The following is an 18,500-nucleotide window of genomic DNA, read 5'->3' as shown; positions in this document are numbered from 1 at the left end:
TTGCGGGGGCGGCCGGCGAGGGTGGGCTGGGGTCAGCGGGTTCCGGGTCCGCCGCCGTGCGAGGCGGGCGGCGGCAACCGGCGGCCGAACGGCGAGCGGCCCAGCAGGACGTCGCTCGCGCGCTCGGTGACCCCGCGTCTGCCGGCGCCGGCCGTGGTCGGCGCGGTGGGACCGGCCGCGAGTGCGGCCCGGTAGCGCTCCACGGTGCGTACCGCGGTGTTGCGCCAGGTGAACCGCTCCAGCACCCGGGCGCGGCCCGCCTCGGCCAGGCGGGCGCGCAGTTCGGGATCTTCCAGCAGTCGGGTGAGCGCGGCGCGCAGGGCCTCCGGGTCGCCCGGCGGCACCGCGAGACAGGTCTCCCCGTCCGGGCCGGCGACCTCCGGGATCGCACCGCCCGTGGTCGCCACGAGCGCGGTCCCGCAGGCCATCGCCTCGGCGGCGGGCAGCGAGAAGCCCTCGTAGAGCGAGGGCACACAGGCGATCTCGGCGCTGCGGATCAGGTCGACCAGTTCGTCGTCGCTGAGTCCGGACACGAACCGGATCGCCGAGGTCAGGCCCAGCCGGTCGATCGCGCGCAGCACCGGCCCGTCGCCCTTGGGCCGGCCGACCACCACGAGTTCGACGTGGTCGTGGTCGGCACGCAGCTTGGCGAGCGCCTCGACCAGGTGGATCAGGCCCTTGAGCGGCACGTCCGCGCTCGCGGTGGTGACGATCCGGCCGGGCACCTTCGCCACCGAGGGATCCGGCGCGAACCGGTCGGTGTCGGCGCCCACCGGGACCACGGTGACCCGGCTCGGCGAGACGCCGAGGTGGTCGATGATCTGGGCCTTGGACGAGCCGGACACGGTCAGCACGTCGCTCAGCCGCGCGGACACCCGCTTCTGCATGGTGGTGAACCCGTACCAGCGGTGCAGTGTCGCCTTGCGCCGCAGCGTGGTGGCCTCGCCGATCTCCAGCGCGCGGTCGACCGTGATCGGGTGGTGGATCGTGGTCACCAGCGGAAACCCGAGTCGGGGCAGCGCGAGTTGGCCGTAGCCCAGTGTCTGGTTGTCGTGCACGATGTCGAACTCGCCGCGCCGGGCCGCCAGGTGCCGCCACGCGCGCAGCGAGAAGGTGAGCGGCTCGGGGAAGCCCGCGGTCAGCATGCCGCCGACCTCCAGGACGTCGATCCAGTCCCGGTATTCCTTCAGCCGGGGCAGCCGGAACGGGTCCGGGTCGCGGTACAGGTCCAGGCTGGGCAGTGTGGTGAGCTTCACGCCCTCGTCCACGACCGCGTACGGCGGGCCGGAGATCACCTCGACCTCGTGGCCGAGCCGGGTGAGTTCGCGGGACAGGTGGCGGACGTAGACTCCCTGTCCGCCGCAGTACGGGTCGCCGCGATACGCCAACAGGGCGATGCGCAAGGGTCGCTCCGGGGAGGTCCGCGCCGGGCCCACCTGGGTATCCACAGCGGTTGCGGTCTCCCGTATCACGAATGGCCCCCTATCGCTGCCCTCGTCGGAGCATAGTAGTCGCGTAATCTAGAACAAGTTTCAGTATCTGCTCGTCGGAGAGCAGCCAAGATACCGCCGGGTACCCACTGCGACGAGCACCGCGTGACCCGTAACACACCGGCCGGCGAACCGCCGCGCACCGAGAGGCTGACATGACGACGTATACGAAGGCCGACCGGGCGCCGCTGACCGAGCGGCAGGAGGCGCGCCGCCGGCGGATCCTGCGCGCGACCACCCAACTGGCCGCCCGCGGCGGCTACGAATCGGTCCAGATGCGCGAGGTCGCCGAGCTGTCCGAGGTCGCACTGGGCACGCTGTACCGCTACTTCCCGTCCAAGGTGCACCTGCTCGTGGCGACCATGTACGACCAGCTGGATCAGCTGCACGCGCAGCTGCGCCGGCGCCCCCCGCGGAGCGCGGGCTCGCGCGAGCGGGTGGTGGACACGCTGCTGCGCGCGTTCAAGGGCATGCAGCGCGAGCCGCACCTGACCGAGGCGATGATGCGCGCGCTCCAGTTCGCGGACCGCTCGGTCGGCGCGGAGGTGGACACGGTCAGCCGGGAGACCACCACGATGATCCTGGAGGCGATCAGCGGCGACGAGCCGACCGGCGAGCCGACCGCCGAGGACCTCGCGGTGATCCGGGTGATCACCCACACGTGGCACTCGTCGCTGATCGCGTGGCTGAACGGCCGAGCCTCCATCGCCCAGGTCCGCACCGACATCGAAACGGTCTGCCGGCTGATCCCGGAGGACTGAGCCGCACCCGCCGCGCCGCGGTCACCGCACGAACCGGTCCGGCGGGGCGGCGGCCCGACCGGGCGTCGGCGCCGCCTCGACACCACGCCGCCGCCCGCCGGACACGGGCTAGTCCGGCGGGAACACCGGCTTGCCCGAGGCGATCTCGACGATCGAGATCGCCTCGACCGGGCAGCTCTCGGCCGCCTCCAGGATCGCGTCCGAGGCGTCCATCTCCTCGGCCCTGGGGTGCGACTGCCGACCCGCGTCCAGCTTGAAATCGGTCGGGGCGCTGCCGATGCACATGCCCGAACCGATGCAGACGCCCCTGTCGACCTCGACGCGCCAGCGATCACCCATCAGAACACCTCTTCTTCGCTCGGCCTCGCGGGGCCTGGAGCCGCCGACCCGCCCGCGCGGAGCGGGCCGGCGGCTGCGGTCAGATCTGCGCGTCGTAGCCCGCGGGCAACGCGATCGACTTGGCCTCGGTGTACGCGCCCAGGCCCTCGATCCCGAACTCGCGGCCGATGCCCGAGTTCTTGAAGCCGCCGAACGGGCCGAAGAAGTCCAGGCCGAACGTGTTCACCGAGTAGGTGCCCGTGCGGATCCGCCGGGCGACGTCGATGCCCTTCTCGATGTCGTTGGTCCACACGCTGCCGGACAACCCGAAGTCCGAGTCGTTGGCCAGCGCGATCGCCTGCTCCTCGTCGTCGTAGGGGATCAGCGCCACGACCGGGCCGAAGATCTCCTCCTGCGCGATCCGCATCGCGTTGTCCACGTCGCCGAACAGCGTGGGCTCGACGTACCAGCCCTTCTCCAGCGCCTCGGGACGGCCGCCGCCGGCGAGCAGCTTGGCGCCCTCCTCCTGGCCGATCCGGATGTAGTCGAAGGAGCGCTGCTGCTGCCGCTTGGCCACCAGCGGGCCGACCTGGGTGTCGGCCGCCATCGGGTCGCCGACCTTGAGCTCGCCGACCCACGCGGTGAACCGCTCGGCGATCTCGTCGTAGCGGCTGCGCGGCGCCAGGATCCGGGTCTGCGCCACGCACGCCTGGCCGTTGTTCATGTACGAGTTGGGCAGCAGCGTCGTGGCGGTGTGCTCCAGGTCGGCGTCGGGCAGGATGATCGCCGCCGACTTGCCGCCCAGTTCCAGGGTGACCCGGGTGAGGTTGCGCGCGGCGACCTCCATGATGCGCTTGCCCGCGCCGACCGAGCCGGTGAAGGCGACCTTGTCGATGCCGGGGTGGGCCACCAGGTATTCGCTGACCTCGCGGTCGGCGGCGACGATGCTCAGCACGCCGTCGGGCAGGCCCGCCTCACGACAGATCTCGGCCAGGATGTACGAGTCGAGCGGGGTCTCCGGGGACGGCTTGAGCACGATCGTGCAGCCGGCCGCGATCGCCGGCGCCAGCTTGGCGGCGGTGACGAACTGCGGGACGTTCCAGGGCACCACGGCGGCCACCACGCCGACCGCCTCGCGGCGGATCAGCAGCGGGTTGAGCAGGCCGGTCCGCTTCTCCTCCCACTGGTAGTCGCGGGCGATCTTGGCCACCGTGTCGTAGATCATCCCGGCGCCGATGGCCTGCGCGAACAGGCCCCAGCCGACCGGCGAGCCGTTCTGCGAGGCGACCACCTCGGCGATCTCCTGCGAACGCGTCATGAAGCCGTCGCGGATCTTCTCCAGGATGGCGATCCGCTCGTCCAACGACATCCGCGGCCACGGGCCCTCTTCGAATGCCTTGCGCGCGGCGGCGACCGCGGCGTCCACGTCCGCGGTCGAGGCGTGCGGAACGCGCGCGATGACCTCTTCGGTGTGGGGCGAGACGACCTCGATCGTGTCCTTGCCAATCGGGTCCACCAGCTGTCCGCCGATGACCAGTTGGCTGTGCTCCACGATATCCGTCATCACGGTCCTCCTCGGTGCGGGCGTGCACACACGCTGCGCGATACAGGGGCTTGCGGGCTATGAGCAGAACTCTGACTGAACACTGACTAGAACAGATATCAGTTTGCCGCCGAGGGAACAACGCATTCCGGGCTCGAATGAGACTGGAGTCTCATCGGCTGACAGGTAAGGATCGTACGTGCCGGATCTCGATCTGACGACCCCTCAAGTCACCGGCTCGGTGGTGTATGAGAGAACGTGTTCTATGGTGATCACCGAAGCCGGGCGGGCATCCGGCGTTCGACTGGCGCCACTTCGAGAACCGTCGAGAAGGAGGCCGCCCGTGACCACCGCACCCGACCGCCCCACCCCACCCGCTCCCCGTGTCGCCGATCTGGGCAACGGCGTGTGGACCGTCCCGGTTCCGATCCCGAACAATCCGCTCGGTTGCACCCTCGTCTACGTACTCGAAACCGACGCGGGGCCGGTCCTGGTCGACTCGGGCTGGGACGACCCGATCTCCTACCGGGCCCTGGTCGACGGCCTGGTCGAGGTCGGCACCTCGATCGAGGACGTGCACGGCGTCCTGGTCACCCACGCACACCCCGACCACCACGGACTGTCCGAGAAGGTGCGCGAGGTCTCCGGCGCGTGGATCGCGCTGCATGCGGCGGACGCCGAACAGGTCGAGCAGATCAACAGCGCGCCGCGCGCCGCGTGGTTGCGGCACCACTTGGAGGTGCTCACTCTCGCGGGCGCCCCGCAGGAGGCCCTGGACGCGCTCACCGGCCTGCGCACCGCCGCGGCCGGGAGCAGCCGACCGCGCCTGCGCTACGCGGTGCCCGACCGCGAGTTGGTGCACGGCGAACTCGCCCCCGCGCCGGGTCGCACCGTACGCACGGTGTGGACGCCCGGCCACACACCCGGCCATGTCTGCCTGCACCTGGAGGGCGACGACGGTCGGCTGCTCTCCGGCGACCACCTGTTGCCCTCGATCACGCCGCACATCGGGCTGTACGACGAGGCCGAGGAGGCCGACCCGCTGGGCGACTTCCTGGCCTCCCTGACACGTGTCGCACGGTTGCCGATCACCGGCGTGCTGCCCGCGCACGAGCACGCCTTCACGGACGCGGCGGGCCGGGCCGCGGAGGTGGCCGGGCTGCACGAGGTGCGGCTCGCGGCGCTGCACACCCGGCTGCGCGCGGCATCGCTGACCCTGTGGCAGATCGCCGAGGGCATGGACTGGAACCGGCCGTGGGCGCAGCTGGGCGCGCAGAATCGGCAACTGGCCCTGAGCGAGGCCGCCGCTCACCTGCGCCACCTGGTCAAGCGCGGACGGGCGGCGGCGGAGTCCGGCGGCGACCCGGTGCGCTATACGGCCCTGTGACGCTCGGGGCTCGGGGGGCACCCGGGTAGGGTGACGAGAACTCTCGACAGTGGCCCCCACAGTCCGATCCGTGCAGCGCGGTCCGATCCGCACAGCGTTCAGCGAAAGGCCATGCATGCCCTCCCCCCGACGCCGCGGACGCGCCGCGGCGGCCTCCGTGCTCACGACGGCGCTGTTGTGCTCGGTCTGGACGGGGGGCGCGGCCGGCGCCGCACCGACGCCGCCGCCTCCCGGCGGTGTGCTCGGCGCGGCCGTGGGCACGGCGACACCGCGCACGACCGTCCCCGTGTCGGTGGTCGCACGCGTCTCCGCCGGCGGAAAGGCGCAGAGCGCCCCGGTGCCGCCCGCGCTGTACGGGAAGAGCGATCCGAGCGCGGACGGGGTGTACCGGCAGTCGCTGGCGATCCTGGCCTTGGCCTCGACCGACAGCACGCCGGCTCCGACCGCGATCGAGTGGCTGCTCGGGCAGCAGTGCGCGGACGGCGGCTTCACCGCGTACCGCGCCGATCCCGCGACGCCGTGCGACGCCGACCGTGAGGACACCGTCGCCACGGCGACCGCGATCGAGGCGCTGCGGGCGCTGCGTACGTACGACACGCGGGTCGCCCGCGGGGTCGACTGGCTCCGGTCCAAGCAACTCGCGGACGGCTCGTTCGCGGCCGTACCCGGCCCGAACGCGATCGGCGACCCGACCGCGACGGCGGCCGCGATCAGCGCGATCGTCACGTCCGGCAGCTCGCCGGAACTGCTCAGGTCACCGCAGGGCCGTACCCCGACCGACGCGCTCGCGGCGGCCCAGTTGCGCTGCGCGGTGCCGGAGCCGGACCGGGGCGCGTTCGCGGCCGGCCCGGGCGCGCCGGTCGACCCGCTGCTGACCGCGCGCTCGGTGCTCGCGCTCGGATACGGCACCCAACCGGCCGTCCCGGCGCCCTCCATCGCGGTCACGCCCATCGTCTGCCCCGGCGCCGAGCCGAACCGGCAGGCGGCTGCGCAGGGCGGTGCGGCGTGGTTGATCGCCAAGCTGAAGGCCGGTGGCAACCATCTCGGCGGGCCGACCGACTTCGATGCCACCGCGGCCGCGGTCCAGGCGCTGTCGGCGACCGGACACCCGGCCGAGGCGGGCGCGGCGGTCGACTGGCTGGCCGCGGGCGCCAAGACCATGGCGGGCAACGACCCGGTGCGGCTCGCGTCGTTGATTCTGGCGGCCGTGGCGACGAACCGCACGGTCACCACGTTCGGCGGCCTGGACCTGCCCAACCTGCTCGCGGCCACCGGCCCGGCGACGACGCCGACCGCGGACATGACCAACCAGAGCAACCTGATCGACGGCCCGGAGGACCACACGCTGCGGGACACGGTGAGCGCGGTGATCGCGGTGTTGCTGGCCGCCACGCTGATCCTGGGCATGCGGCACAGCCGCCGCGAGGACTGAGCACCCGGCCGGCCGCGGGCGGGCGCCGGACGGGTTCGAACCCCTCCGGCGCCCGCCCGTTTCGGCTTCCGGTGCCCGGCCCGCTCAGTGCCGGCGGCCCGGCGGCACCTCGTGCGTCTCCAGCCGGCGTGCCTCCTCGTCGGTGAACACCCGGGAGCGGATCAGGAATCGTTTGCCGGTGGGCGCCTCGACCGAGAACCCGCCGCCGCGGCCGGGCACCACGTCCACGGTCAGGTGGGTGTGCCGCCAGTACTCGTACTGCGCGGCGGACATGTAGAACGGCTGGTCCGCGACCCAGCCGAGCAACACGTCCGCGTCGCCGACCAGGAACTCTCCGCGCGGGTAGCACATCGGTGACGACCCGTCGCAACAACCACCCGACTGGTGGAACAGCAACAGCCCGTGCTCGGCCGCGAGTTCGGCCACGAGGTCGGCGGCGGCCGCGGTGATCGCGACCTTCTCGACCTCGACCGGGGTGCCCGGCCCGGCAGGTCCGCCCGGCGTTGGGGCCGGCTCGTCCATCAGAAGAATCCGAGCTTCTTCGCCGAGTAACTGACCAGCATGTTCTTGGTGTTCTGGTAGTGGCCGAGCATCATCCGGTGGTTCTCCCGGCCCATGCCGGAGGCCTTGTAGCCGCCGAAGGCCGCGTGCGCGGGATAGGCGTGGTAGCAGTTGGTCCACACCCGGCCGGCCTTGATCTCCCGGCCGAACCGGTACGCCCGCGTCGCATCCCGGGTCCACACGCCCGCGCCCAGGCCGTACAGCGTGTCGTTGGCGATCCGCAGCGCCTCGGCGTCGTCGCGGAAGGTGGTCACCGAGACCACCGGGCCGAAGATCTCCTCCTGGAAGATCCGCATGTCGTTGGTGCCCTTGAAGATGGTCGGCTCGACGTAGTAACCGTCCTCGAAGCCCTCGACCACCTTGCGCGCGCCGCCGATCAGGACCTCGGCGCCCTCCTGCCGGCCGATGTCCAGGTAGGACAGGATCTTCTCCAACTGGTCGTTGGAGGCCTGCGCGCCGACCATGGTCGCCGGATCGAGCGGGTTGCCCTGCACGATCGCCCGGGTGCGCGCCAACGCGCGCTCCATGAAGCGGTCGTGGATCGACTCGTGAATCAGTGCCCGGGACGGACACGTACAGACCTCACCCTGGTTGAGGGCGAACATCACGAAGCCCTCGACCGCCTTGTCGAAGAAGTCGTCGTCCTCGTCGGCCACGTCGGCGAAGAAGATGTTCGGGCTCTTGCCGCCGAGTTCGACGGTCACCGGGATGATGTTCGCCGACGCGTACTGGAGGATCAGCCGACCGGTGGTGGTCTCGCCGGTGAAGGCGACCTTGGCCACCCGGCTGCTGCTCGCGAGCGGCTTGCCGGCCTCGAAGCCGAAGCCGTTGACCACGTTGACCACGCCGGGCGGAAGCAGGTCGGCGATCAGTTCGATCAGCACCAGGATGCTCACCGGCGTCTGCTCGGCGGGCTTGAGCACGACGCAGTTCCCGGCCGCGAGCGCCGGCGCGAGCTTCCACGTGGCCATCAGCAGCGGGAAGTTCCACGGAATGATCTGCGCGACCACGCCGAGCGGCTCGTGGAAGTGGTAGGCGACGGTGTCCTCGTCGAGCTGCGAGATGGAGCCTTCCTGGGCCCGGATCACGCCGGCGAAGTAGCGGAAGTGGTCCACGGCGAGCGGCAGATCGGCGGCCAGGGTCTCGCGGACCGGCTTGCCGTTCTCCCACGTCTCGGTGACCGCGAGGCGTTCGAGGTTCTGCTCGATGCGATCGGCGATCCGCAGCAGGATCAGCGATCGCTCGGTGACGCTGGTCCGTCCCCATGCGTCGGCCGCGGCGTGTGCGGCGTCCAGTGCGAGTTCGACATCCTCGGCGGTGGAGCGGGCCACCTCACAGAACGGCTGTCCGGTCACGGGGGTGATGTCCTCGAAGTACCGGCCCTGCACGGGCGGTACCCACTTGCCCCCGATGTAGTTGTCGTACCGGGGTTCGAAGTTGACGATGCTGTCCGGTTGGCCGGGCTGACTGTAGACCACGCGAGCCTCCGCTTCCCTTGCCGTGCGCTGGGCATGACGGACCATCGGCGGCACCCGCCCGGGCCGTGCCGCGGCTCGGGGCGCCTGCGGCCGACGCTAGTCGCTCGGGCGGCGATGGTCACGGGTTCGCCGGCGGGAGATGCCCGTCCGCGGCCTTCGCCACGAGCCGCGTGCCCGTCGTCTGCCGGCCGTCGCTCACGGGGTCCGCGGCTTCGCCGAGGCTTTCCGGCAATGCCCCCGACCGGCGCGGGAGTTGGTCGCCGATTCGGCGCGAATCCATCTGGATGTCACGTGTGACATGTGCAATTGTACTCGGCGTCGTGTTCTCACCGTGGACCGCCGATCGTGGTCCACCCGTGCCCGAAGGGCCGTACATGAGTGCTCACGTACGCCGTAGGAAGTGGTTTGCCACAAGCGTTCCCCTCTTGGCACTGGCCGTTGGAGTACTGCCGATCGCAGTGGCTCCGCCGGCCTCGGCCGGCCCGGTCCCGAGTACGAACTCGCAGGTCGGGCAAGCGAACACGGCGACGGCGGCCGATCCGGGCGACGAGGTCGACCGGATCGGCTCGCCGCTCTCGCCCGACCCCGACCGCGGTCCGGGTCCGGTCGACGGGAGCAACGCGAAGGCACCCGGGCGGGGTCCGTCCCCGTCCGACCTCCCACTCGGGCTTCCCGCGCAACCGCGGGCCGCGGCCGCCCCGGTGCCCGGCTGCACCCTTGCCGAGTTCTCCGCGCTGTCGCCGCAGGCGCTGGCCGACTTCCTCACCCGTGCCGACGTCGGGCCCGACTGCCTGCGCGGCTTCCTGTGGACCTACACCCCCGAGCTGGGCCGGGTGCTGACGCCGGCTCACCTCCAGGCGGTGCTGGCCCGGATCACCGCCCTGGCCCCCGGCTACGACGGCACCAACGCGTCGCACATGTACGAACTCTGGTACTTCACGCATGCCGCGCTCTACCTCGACTGGGACAACCCGGCGATCGACCTGCGCGGACCGGCCACGGTGGCCGCGATCAGCGCCGCCGCCGACGCGTTCCGCACCGGGCCGCACGCGTTCGACCTCACCCCCACCTCGGGCGCGCTGCTGCGCGAAGTGCTGATCAGCGTCGACGTCGACGGCGTGCGCCAACACCAACTTCCTCTGCTGACACGGATGTTCCGTGACCTGGACGGCAGCACTACGGCGTGGCAGAACGCGGCCCGACGGGAGGCGGTGCTCTCCGCGCAGACCCTGGCCTATCACGGCATCTACAACGGCGACGCGGGCTTCATCGCCGCCGTACAGGCCGATCCCGCCTACCGCGCCGGGCTCGAGGCGTTCGTCGGCTACCGACACCTGAACACGCCGAGCACCTCCGGGCTGTTGCGCAACGGCGTGTACGAGTACGGCCGGCTGGGCCGGATCCCGAGCCTGACCGCCGAGACGGTGACCGGACTCGGCACCATGCTCACCGCCACCGAGGGCTGGTACGGCCGCTTCTCGGTGCCGTGGAGCGAGGTCGCCCACTGGCTGGAGACCTACGGTCGATGTCACGCGGCGGGGGTGTGTCGGGCCGACGTCGAGGCCACGGTCTTCCCCGACACATACACCTTCGACCAGGGCGACATCGAGGTGCACACGTCCCTCGACCGCGCCACCGTCGAGCAGTTGTACTACGCGTCCAAGCAGGTCAAGGAGCAGTTCTTCCGCACGGTGGGGGTCGATCAGCCGCTCGCGGGCGACCCGAACCACAAGCTGACCGTCCGGCTCTACGCGAGCATGGCCGACTACCACACCTACCAGCCGTTCCTGTACGGCTACGCGACCAACAACGGCGGGTTGTACATCGAGGAGGGCGCGACCTTCTACACGTACCAGCGCGTCGTGCCGCGCGATTCCCTGCTCCGATTGGAGGAGTTGTTCCGGCACGAGTACACCCACTACCTCAACGGCCGCTATGCGGTGCCCGGTTCGTTCGGCCAGGGACCGTGGTACGCGGAGAACCGGACGACGGCCTTCGACGAGGGCATGGCCGAGTACCTGGCGGGCGCCACCCGCGATCAGGGGGTGAAGCTGCGCAAGTCGCTGGTCACCAAGGTGATCTCGGACGTGCAGAAGTACGGCAGCCGCCCGTCGGTCCGCGAGACGCTGCACTTCAAGTACGACGACGACGGCTACTTCTTCCGCTACTACGCCTACGCCGGATCGTTCTTCTCGATGCTCGGCCGGGACCACCCGGACCTGCTCGCCGAGATGTACACGCATCTGCGCACCAATGACGTGGCCGGCTACGACGCCTTCCTGAACCGGGTGAGCGGGCCGACCTTCCAGGCGGAGTTCGACGCCTATCTCGACCGGCAGATCGCCGACGTGAACAACCTGATCGTGCCGGTGGCGACCTACACCCCGACCGGGCAGCTCTCGGCGACCGGACCGGACTACGTGCGCCAGGTCTTCCGCCGGGCCACCGCCAACGACCCGACGTCGTGCACCGCGACCCGCGAAGCGCTGCCGCGCTTCACCTGCAAGGGCTCGATCACCGCGAACATCGGCTCGACCGACCCCGGCCGGATGCACACCGACATGGCGGCCACGGTCGACTACTTCATCCTCACCCGCGCCGGCGCGGCGCTCGACAACCTCGCCGACATGAACTGCCACTTCGCCCCGCCCGTGCCCTGGTCCAACGGCCGCGCCGCCACCTCCACCTACTCCTGCGAGGGCCCCCTCCGCCCCTGACCCCCCGAACGACGGCCCCCGAGCGCTGCCCACCCCGCGCCCGGGGGCCGTCCAGATGCCCCGCCCGGACCGTCGGGCACACTGGTCCCATGTCTGTGGTGAAGATCAACGCGCTGACCGTGCCCGCCGAGATGCGGGAGACCCTGGAGCAGCGATTCGCGTCGCGCGGCGGGATGGTGGACTCGCAGGACGGCTTCGAGTGGTTCGAGCTGCTGCGCCCGGTGGCAGGGACCGATCAGTACCTCGTGTACACCCGCTGGCGCAGCGAGGCCGACTTCCAGGCGTGGATGGACGGAAACATGAGGGCCGCCCACGCACAGGGCGACGGCGCCGAGCGGCCGAAGCCGGCGTCCACCGACTCGGCCCTGTGGTCCTTCGAGGTCGTGCAGAGCACCGGCCCGAAGCCGTGACGTCCGACTAACCTGAGCACCATGCCTCGCTACGACTACCGCTGCCGCGCCTGCGGACTCACCTTCGAACTCAACCGCCCGATGTCCGCGGCAAACGACCCGGCCACCTGCCCCCAGGGCCACGCCGACACCACAAAGCTGCTCTCCACAGTCGCGGTAACCGGCGCCGCCACCACCCCCCGCCCCTCCACCGCCGGCGGAGGCGGGGGCTGCTGCGGCGGCGGCTGCTGCAACTGACCCCACAAACCAAAGCCACCCAACCCGGCCGGCGCATGAGGCCAAGCCCGCTACGCGGCCAGGGGCGCCGGCACCTCCTTGTCGCACTCCCAGTGCGCGAGCGCCGACCGGTCCAACAACACCACCCCGGCGGAAGCCGCAAGCGCCGCCGCCTTGGCCGAAAAGCACCCGGCCGTCGTCGCGAGCAACAACGCCCCCGACCGACCCGCGTCCGCGTCCGCATCCGTGGCAACGGCGACCGCGCTCACGAAGTCCTCGACCACGCCGCCCGCCACCGGCCCGGGCCCCTCCGCGCTGCGACACCGCAGCACCGCCGGCGTCCCGTCGCCACGCCGGGCGTGGATGTCCACGGCGTACGCGTCCTCGACGACCCGCACCGTCTCCACCTCGGCCAGCCCGTCCCGCTCGCACAGGTCCGCCAGGTGCTCGGCCAGCCGGGCCGGGTCCATCCGGTCCAGCCGCGCCTTCGCGTCCCGCAGCGCGGTGTCGTCGCAGTGTTCGGTCCACTCGTCGACCCGCGGCCGGTATCCGACCAGCCAGATCGCCGAGGCCAGCGCCGCCGCGGCGCAGATGTAGACGACCATCAAGTTGTCGGACTGGTTCACCCGGATGCCCTCCAGGACGAACCAGATGCCGACGGCGAGGAGTTCGAGCCCGGCGACCAGGATGGCCAGATTGAGGTAGGCCCTCATCGTCGTACGTGCCATGTCCGTCGTCCCCCCGGTGACGCGTTGGCCGGTCGTACACGTGATCGTTCTCATGGTCGTGCTCGTGGTCGTACTGGTGTCGTTCACGCCGTCCCGATCCGATCGGCGCGACCGACTCGGCCGGCCACACATCGTTCCCCTATTGCTGTCCCGACGTTCGGGACACCTGCCCGGTTCCCGACTCCAACAACAACCGGACACCCTACGAAATGCCGCTCACGCACCATCCGGCAGGTTGGTCCAACCGCGACCGTCCGCCTTGCCGTACCAACCGCTCGCGGCGGTCGTACCGCCGTCCACCGGAATCAATTGGCCCGTCACATATGACGATGCGGCACTCGCCAGGAAGAGCACAACCTTCGCGTAGTCCTCGGGTTCGCCGAATCGCGCCATCGGCACCCACGAACCGATCAGCGCGGGGTCACGATCACGCAATTTGGCCTCGTATGTCGTCTGCGGCGTGTTCGCCATGTCCGGTGCGATCGCGTTGACCCGGACCCCCTTGCGCGCCACGTCCACCGCGAGACTCCTGGTGAACGCGATGATCGCCGCATTGTAGGCGGAGTAGACGGGGCAGCCCGGGATGCCACGCAGCGCCTCGACGGTGGACACGTTCACGATGCTGCCGGAGCCGCGCTCGACCATCTGCGGCAACACCGCGTGCGTGACACGCAACACATGCTCGAAGTTGATCGCGTGCAGCGCCTGCCACTCCTCCTCCGTGCTGCGCAGGAAGGTGGTCGAGGGCCGATAGTCGCCGACGTTGTTCACGAGTACGTCCGCGCCGCCCGCCGCGAGCGCGGCGTCGCGCAGCCCGGCCACGGTGGCCGACTCGCGGATGTCGCCGAGCACCACCTCCACCCGCCCGCCGGCCGCCTCGATGTCCACCCGGGCCTGCTCGGCCCAGTCCGCGTCGATGTCGTTCAGCAGTACCAGCGCGCCCGCGCGGGCCAGCAGCCGGGAGACCCCGCCGCCGATGCCCGCGCCGCCTCCGGTGACGACCGCGACCTGACCGGCGAGGGGTTCGGGATCGAGCATGGGTGGTGCCTCCTCGGCGAATGTGACGATGCGTCAGATCTGCGCATGCTCCCCCAGCTCGCTCGCGAGGTCAACGGCGGAACGGGGAATGAACGATCATCCGGGTCGAGCCGCGGGCGGCGCCGCCCCGGATCGCGACCCACCCCGTGATGCGTTCGAATGGATACGAGAGAGTGTCCGGTCGGCATCGGCCGACCTCACACCGATTCGAGGGGATCACATGGACATCGCGGTCGAGGACGTTCCCGCACAGAACCGCTTCGAGGCCCGGGTCGACGGCGACCTGGCCGGCTTCGCCGAGTACATGCTCACCGACACCCTGATCGTGTTCACCCACACCGAGGTGGACACGAGGTTCGAGGGCAAGGGCGTCGGCGGTGCGCTCGTCCGCGGAGCGCTCGACCGGGTGCGCGCCGGCGAGCGCAAGGTCCTGCCGCTGTGCCCGTTCGTCAAGGCGTGGATCGGCAAGCACCCCGACTACTTCGACCTCGTCTACGACGCCCCGCCGAGCAAGGTCACGGACTGACCCTGCGAACGGCCCCGGCCCGACCGCACACGCGCCCCGCGGAACCGGCACCGCCCCGGAGTCGGCCCGCCCGAGGCCGGGGCCATGATGTCCGGATGACCTCGCTTTTGTTCGTGTGCACCGGCAACGCCACCCGCTCGGTGATCGCGGGCGAGCTGACCCGGGCCGCCCGGCCCGAGTGGTCCGTGGCCACCGCCGGCACCTTCGTGGTCGAGGGCCTGCCGATCAGTTGGCGCACCCGCAGCGCTCTGACCGAGCTCGGCCTCCGGGCGCCCGGACACCGCAGCACCCAGCTCACCGACGCACACGTGGCCGCCGCCGACCTGGTGGTCGTCCAGGAGTACCAGCACGTCCGGTACATCCGCCGACACCACCCGCACGGCGCGGCCCGCACCGCGACGCTCAAACGCCTCGTCCGCGACCTGCCCGCCGCCGGCCCGACCGACGAACCCCTGGCCCGCCGGCTCGCCGGGCTCGATCTCGGATCGGTCGAACTCGAACCGGACTGGGAGGACGTGGTCGACCCCGGCGGCGGCGAGGTCGCCGATTTCGTCGCGTGTGCGCACGAACTGGCCGCGCTGATGCACGATCTGCTCCCTCGGTTGGGCGCCCGCGTGGCCTCACCGTAGGCTCGACTCCCGTGAACAGCCTGCGCATGATCGACACCTGGCCCGTCGGGAAGGCCGCCGCCGCCGTGATCACCCGGGACGGGGTGATCAAGGGCGAGCACGGCCCGGTGGACGAGCCGTTCCGACTCGCCTCGGTGACCAAGTTGCTCACCGCGTACGCGGCGCTCGCCGCGATCGAGGAGGGCGCGATCGAACCCGGGGACGCGGCGGGACCGCCCGGATCCACGATCCGCCATCTCCAGGCGCACACCTCGGGTCTGGCCTTCGACGAGGACCGCGTACTCGCCGCGCCCGGTCGCAAGCGGATCTACTCGAACACCGGCTTCAACCTGCTCGGGGCCACCATCGAGAAGGCGTGCGACATCCCCTTCGGCGAGTACGTCCGCCAGGCGGTCTTCGCGCCGCTGGGCATGACCGAGACCACCATCGGCGACTCCCCCGCGGCCGGCGGCGTGTCCACCGTGCGCGACCTGAGCCGATTCGCGGCCGAGCTGCTCGCACCGCGCCTGCTCGCACCGGAGACCGTGGCCGAGGCCACCGGCGTGGTCTTCCCCGGCCTGGACGGCGTGCTCCCGGGCTACGGCACCCGGCGGCCCAACGACTGGGGTCTGGGCTTCGAGATCCGCGGCAGCAAGTCGCCGCACTGGACCGGGACCACCAACTCGCCCGCGACATACGGCCACTTCGGCGCGTGCGGCACGTTCCTGTGGGTGGACCCGGAGCTGGACGCGGCCTGCGTGTGCCTGACCGACCGCGAGTTCGGCCCATGGGCCGCCGAGGTGTGGCCGGTGCTGAACGACGCGGTGGTCGCCGAACTGCGCTGATCCGCGGATTCGGCCAATCGGGCGGCGCGGAGCGGCAGTTCGTTCCGGGCGCCGCGCGCCGAGTCACCCCTTCGCCCCGCCGGTCCTGCGCCGCCGCGGCGTCGGCGGCGCATACCGTCGAACCGTGTTGTTCTCCGTGCTCGCGGCACTGGCCGCCGCGCTCTGTTACGGCGTCGCGACCGTGCTCCAGGCCCTGGGCGCGCGGCGCACCGCGAGCGCGAGCGGGCTCGACCCCAGGGTCTTGGTCCGGGCCCTGGGCCAGTGGCCCTTCGTGCTCGGCACCGGACTGGATCTGGCCGGGTACGTCTGCCAGTTCGTCGCGCTGCGCGAGCTGCCGATCTTCGCCGTCGAGGCCGCCCAGTCGGCCAACCTCGCGGTCACCGCGGTGCTGGCCGTCCCGGTCCTGGGCGCCCGGCTGCACGGCCGCGAGTGGGGCGCGGTCGCCGCCGTCTGCGCGGGCCTGGCCCTGCTCGGCGTCTCCGCGGGGCACGAGGGACCCGTCCACACCCACGCCGCGTTCCGCTGGTCGCTCCTGGGCTGCGTGGCGCTGCTCGGCCTGGCCGGCCGGCGCTGTGCGGGTACGCGCGAGCCTTGGCGCTCCCGCCTGCTCGGCCTGCTCTCCGGACTCGGATTCGGCCTGATCGCCCTGGCCACGCGCGTGCTCACCGACCTGTCCCCGTCCGCGCTGATCCGCGACCCGGCCGCCTACGCACTGCTCCTGGGCGCCGCGCTGACCTTCCTGCTGTACACGGTCGCGCTCCAGGGCGGTGTGGTCACCTCGGTGGCCGCCGCGCTGGTGGTCGGCGAGACCGTACTGCCCGCCGCCGTCGGCCTGGTCTTCCTCGGCGACCACAGCAGGCCCGGCCCGTACGGCCCGCTCGCGCTGATCGGCTTCGTACTGGCCGTGGCCGGCGCGATCGCCCTCTCCCGGTTCGCCGAGGGCGAGACCGAGAGCGAGACCGAGGGTGCCCGAGAGCATGCCCGCTGAGCGGATTCGGGCGCGGGCCCATCCATGCCGACGGCTCCCGCCGACCGTGCGACGGGAGCCGATGCACCACGACCGACCGCGACCGGACGGCACTCGGTCGCGGCCCGATCACTCCTCGGGTTCGATGATCTGGTAGTCCAGCTCACCGATCGAATGCGCCAGTTCGGCCGGCGTGTACACGGCACCGTCGTACACGAACGCGGGCTCGATCGCGGTCTCGGTCAACCCCTCGGCGCTGGTGTCGAGCACGACGATGGCCCAGCCGATGACGGGGCACAAAACGGCCTCTTCGCCGGCCTTGGTCACCTCGACGTCCCAGCCGGGCTCGGCCGGGGCGAGACTGACGACGCTGCGGCGGGTGTAGCGCATGGCGGGACTCCTCGGCTGCACGGTAACCGGCGTTCGGCACCGGTCCGAACAAGCCTATGGTGCGGGTGTGACTGTTGGGATCACGGGGCGTACACAGTCGAATCGCCGGCGGCCCCGGACCACCCGGGCCTCGACTCGTGCCGCGGTCCGGGAGTCGCTCGAACGGGCCGGGGAAGGAGTCCAGGAATGCCCGCGACCCCGCACCTGTTGTCAGGCACGTAGACACGGACAGACAGCACGGGGCACGAACGTTTGGGAGGACGCATGGCCACGGTCGCACTGACCAAGGAGAACTTCGAAGAGGTCGTATCCGGCGACGGGCTGACCGTGCTCGACTTCTGGGCATCGTGGTGCGGACCCTGCCGGTCCTTCGCGCCGACCTTCGAAAAGGTCTCGGAGGCGACCCCCGACGTGGTGTTCGCCAAGGTGGACACCGAGGCGGAAACCGATCTCGCGCAGGCGTTCTCGATCCAGTCCATCCCGACCGTGATGCTGGTCCGGGACGGCGTCGTGGTGTTCTCGCAGCCGGGCGCGCTCCCGGAGGCGGCGCTCGTCGACCTGATCAAGCAGGCGCAGGGGCTGGACATGGACGAGGTCAAGCGCAAGATCGCCGCCCAGGGCTGAGCACTTGCGCTCCGCGCGGGCCTGAGCACGTGGGGCCCGGGTGGGCCCGAACGAACTGCCCGGAAGCCCGTCGCAGGCGAGCTCGTCGCAAAGCCCGGAAGCCCGTCGGACCGAGGTCCGACGGGCTTCCGTGTCGCCTGCTCCAGGTAACCGGGTTGCCGAACCGGGTTACCGAACCGCCTTGCCGCGCAACCGCGATGAGGCGGTCGAGAGGGGCCCATCCACTTCTCGTGGATCCTGATTGCGCGGTGCACGGCCCGACCTCGACCGCTCCTCCGCGTCTATCCGTTGTGGACCCCTCTCGTTCCTTCAAGTAGAACTCCACTGCCGCAAACTTGCAAAATTGCCGGATACCGGCCGATGGCCGCGAACCGGACGAGCACATCGGGCACGGCGCCGCCGGTGGGGCCACACGCACCACGGACACCTCCCGCAACCGCCGCCACGCCACGCGGCAACCG

The 18,500-nt window shown here is 71.2% G+C and carries 19 protein-coding genes; 11 read left to right on the top strand and 8 right to left on the bottom strand.

Features of this window, described 5'->3' with window-relative positions; all coding sequences use genetic code 11:
* Positions 1-32 precede the first annotated feature (32 nt).
* Positions 33-1,448: a glycosyltransferase family 4 protein gene (locus tag ACFZBU_RS02285; protein ID WP_391581549.1), complete on the bottom strand. Its 1,416-nt coding sequence runs from the start codon at positions 1,446-1,448 to the stop codon at positions 33-35.
* Between the two features lie 197 nt (positions 1,449-1,645).
* Between ACFZBU_RS02285 and ACFZBU_RS02280 the strand changes: the two genes are divergently transcribed.
* A complete protein-coding gene (locus tag ACFZBU_RS02280) occupies positions 1,646-2,251 on the top strand; it encodes a TetR family transcriptional regulator (protein ID WP_391581548.1) in 606 nt (201 codons plus the stop codon).
* 108 nt (positions 2,252-2,359) lie between these two features.
* Here the strand turns inward: ACFZBU_RS02280 and ACFZBU_RS02275 are convergent, their stop codons facing one another.
* Positions 2,360-2,590 (bottom strand): ferredoxin, encoded by a 231-nt coding sequence (locus tag ACFZBU_RS02275; RefSeq protein WP_391581547.1) that lies wholly within the window; start codon positions 2,588-2,590, stop codon positions 2,360-2,362.
* A 79-nt stretch (positions 2,591-2,669) separates the two neighbouring features.
* Complete coding sequence (locus tag ACFZBU_RS02270) at positions 2,670-4,133, bottom strand: aldehyde dehydrogenase (RefSeq protein ID WP_391581546.1); 1,464 nt, start codon at positions 4,131-4,133, stop codon at positions 2,670-2,672.
* A 322-nt stretch (positions 4,134-4,455) separates the two neighbouring features.
* On the opposite strand from ACFZBU_RS02270, the gene ACFZBU_RS02265 reads away from it, so the two are divergent.
* The gene (locus ACFZBU_RS02265; protein WP_391581545.1) at positions 4,456-5,499 is read left to right on the top strand and encodes an MBL fold metallo-hydrolase; all 1,044 of its coding nucleotides are present in this window, start codon (positions 4,456-4,458) and stop codon (positions 5,497-5,499) included.
* 115 nt (positions 5,500-5,614) lie between these two features.
* On the top strand, positions 5,615-6,931 hold the full coding sequence (locus ACFZBU_RS02260; RefSeq protein ID WP_391581544.1) for a prenyltransferase/squalene oxidase repeat-containing protein: 1,317 nt from the start codon (positions 5,615-5,617) through the stop codon (positions 6,929-6,931).
* Positions 6,932-7,015: 84 nt separating this feature from the next.
* Here ACFZBU_RS02260 and ACFZBU_RS02255 read toward each other — a convergent pair whose 3' ends face one another.
* Positions 7,016-7,453, bottom strand: coding sequence for a DUF779 domain-containing protein (locus ACFZBU_RS02255; RefSeq protein WP_391581543.1), 438 nt, complete (start codon positions 7,451-7,453; stop codon positions 7,016-7,018).
* Entirely contained in the window at positions 7,453-8,970 is a 1,518-nt protein-coding gene (gene adh, locus ACFZBU_RS02250) for an aldehyde dehydrogenase (RefSeq protein WP_391581542.1), read from the bottom strand. The genes ACFZBU_RS02255 and adh overlap by 1 nt, the downstream gene beginning before the upstream one ends.
* 425 nt (positions 8,971-9,395) lie before the next feature.
* Here adh and ACFZBU_RS02245 point away from each other — a divergent pair, with 425 nt between their 5' ends.
* From ACFZBU_RS02245 to ACFZBU_RS02235, 3 genes are all read left to right on the top strand, one after another.
* On the top strand, positions 9,396-11,687 hold the full coding sequence (locus ACFZBU_RS02245) for a collagenase (RefSeq protein WP_391581541.1): 2,292 nt from the start codon (positions 9,396-9,398) through the stop codon (positions 11,685-11,687).
* 89 nt (positions 11,688-11,776) lie between these two features.
* Complete coding sequence (locus ACFZBU_RS02240; RefSeq protein WP_391581540.1) at positions 11,777-12,097, top strand: antibiotic biosynthesis monooxygenase family protein; 321 nt, start codon at positions 11,777-11,779, stop codon at positions 12,095-12,097.
* Between the two features lie 21 nt (positions 12,098-12,118).
* A complete protein-coding gene (locus tag ACFZBU_RS02235) occupies positions 12,119-12,334 on the top strand; it encodes a zinc ribbon domain-containing protein (protein WP_391581539.1) in 216 nt (71 codons plus the stop codon).
* A 50-nt stretch (positions 12,335-12,384) separates the two neighbouring features.
* Here ACFZBU_RS02235 and ACFZBU_RS02230 read toward each other — a convergent pair whose 3' ends face one another.
* Both ACFZBU_RS02230 and ACFZBU_RS02225 read right to left on the bottom strand, forming a co-directional pair.
* Positions 12,385-13,041 carry a restriction endonuclease gene (locus ACFZBU_RS02230; protein WP_391581538.1) on the bottom strand — a complete coding sequence of 219 codons (657 nt, stop codon included), beginning with the start codon at positions 13,039-13,041 and terminating at the stop codon, positions 12,385-12,387.
* Between the two features lie 216 nt (positions 13,042-13,257).
* On the bottom strand, positions 13,258-14,079 hold the full coding sequence (locus tag ACFZBU_RS02225; RefSeq protein WP_391581537.1) for an SDR family NAD(P)-dependent oxidoreductase: 822 nt from the start codon (positions 14,077-14,079) through the stop codon (positions 13,258-13,260).
* Between the two features lie 220 nt (positions 14,080-14,299).
* Between ACFZBU_RS02225 and ACFZBU_RS02220 the strand changes: the two genes are divergently transcribed.
* From ACFZBU_RS02220 to ACFZBU_RS02205, 4 genes are all read left to right on the top strand, one after another.
* Entirely contained in the window at positions 14,300-14,605 is a 306-nt protein-coding gene (locus ACFZBU_RS02220) for a GNAT family N-acetyltransferase (protein ID WP_391581536.1), read from the top strand.
* A gap of 95 nt (positions 14,606-14,700) precedes the next feature.
* Positions 14,701-15,234: a hypothetical protein gene (locus ACFZBU_RS02215; RefSeq protein WP_391581535.1), complete on the top strand. Its 534-nt coding sequence runs from the start codon at positions 14,701-14,703 to the stop codon at positions 15,232-15,234.
* Positions 15,235-15,245: 11 nt separating this feature from the next.
* Positions 15,246-16,058 carry a serine hydrolase domain-containing protein gene (locus tag ACFZBU_RS02210; RefSeq protein ID WP_391581533.1) on the top strand — a complete coding sequence of 271 codons (813 nt, stop codon included), beginning with the start codon at positions 15,246-15,248 and terminating at the stop codon, positions 16,056-16,058.
* Between the two features lie 124 nt (positions 16,059-16,182).
* The gene (locus tag ACFZBU_RS02205) at positions 16,183-17,046 is read left to right on the top strand and encodes a hypothetical protein (RefSeq protein ID WP_391581531.1); all 864 of its coding nucleotides are present in this window, start codon (positions 16,183-16,185) and stop codon (positions 17,044-17,046) included.
* A gap of 108 nt (positions 17,047-17,154) precedes the next feature.
* Here ACFZBU_RS02205 and ACFZBU_RS02200 read toward each other — a convergent pair whose 3' ends face one another.
* Positions 17,155-17,415: a hypothetical protein gene (locus tag ACFZBU_RS02200; RefSeq protein WP_020554669.1), complete on the bottom strand. Its 261-nt coding sequence runs from the start codon at positions 17,413-17,415 to the stop codon at positions 17,155-17,157.
* Between the two features lie 252 nt (positions 17,416-17,667).
* On the opposite strand from ACFZBU_RS02200, the gene trxA reads away from it, so the two are divergent.
* Positions 17,668-18,039 (top strand): thioredoxin, encoded by a 372-nt coding sequence (gene trxA, locus ACFZBU_RS02195; protein WP_360310316.1) that lies wholly within the window; start codon positions 17,668-17,670, stop codon positions 18,037-18,039.
* Positions 18,040-18,500 lie beyond the last annotated feature (461 nt).

It is taken from the genome of Embleya sp. NPDC008237 (assembly GCF_042956465.1).
In the GTDB taxonomy this organism is placed as follows: Bacteria; Actinomycetota; Actinomycetes; order Streptomycetales; family Streptomycetaceae; genus Embleya.
This window is presented reverse-complemented; position numbering and strand designations above follow the sequence as displayed.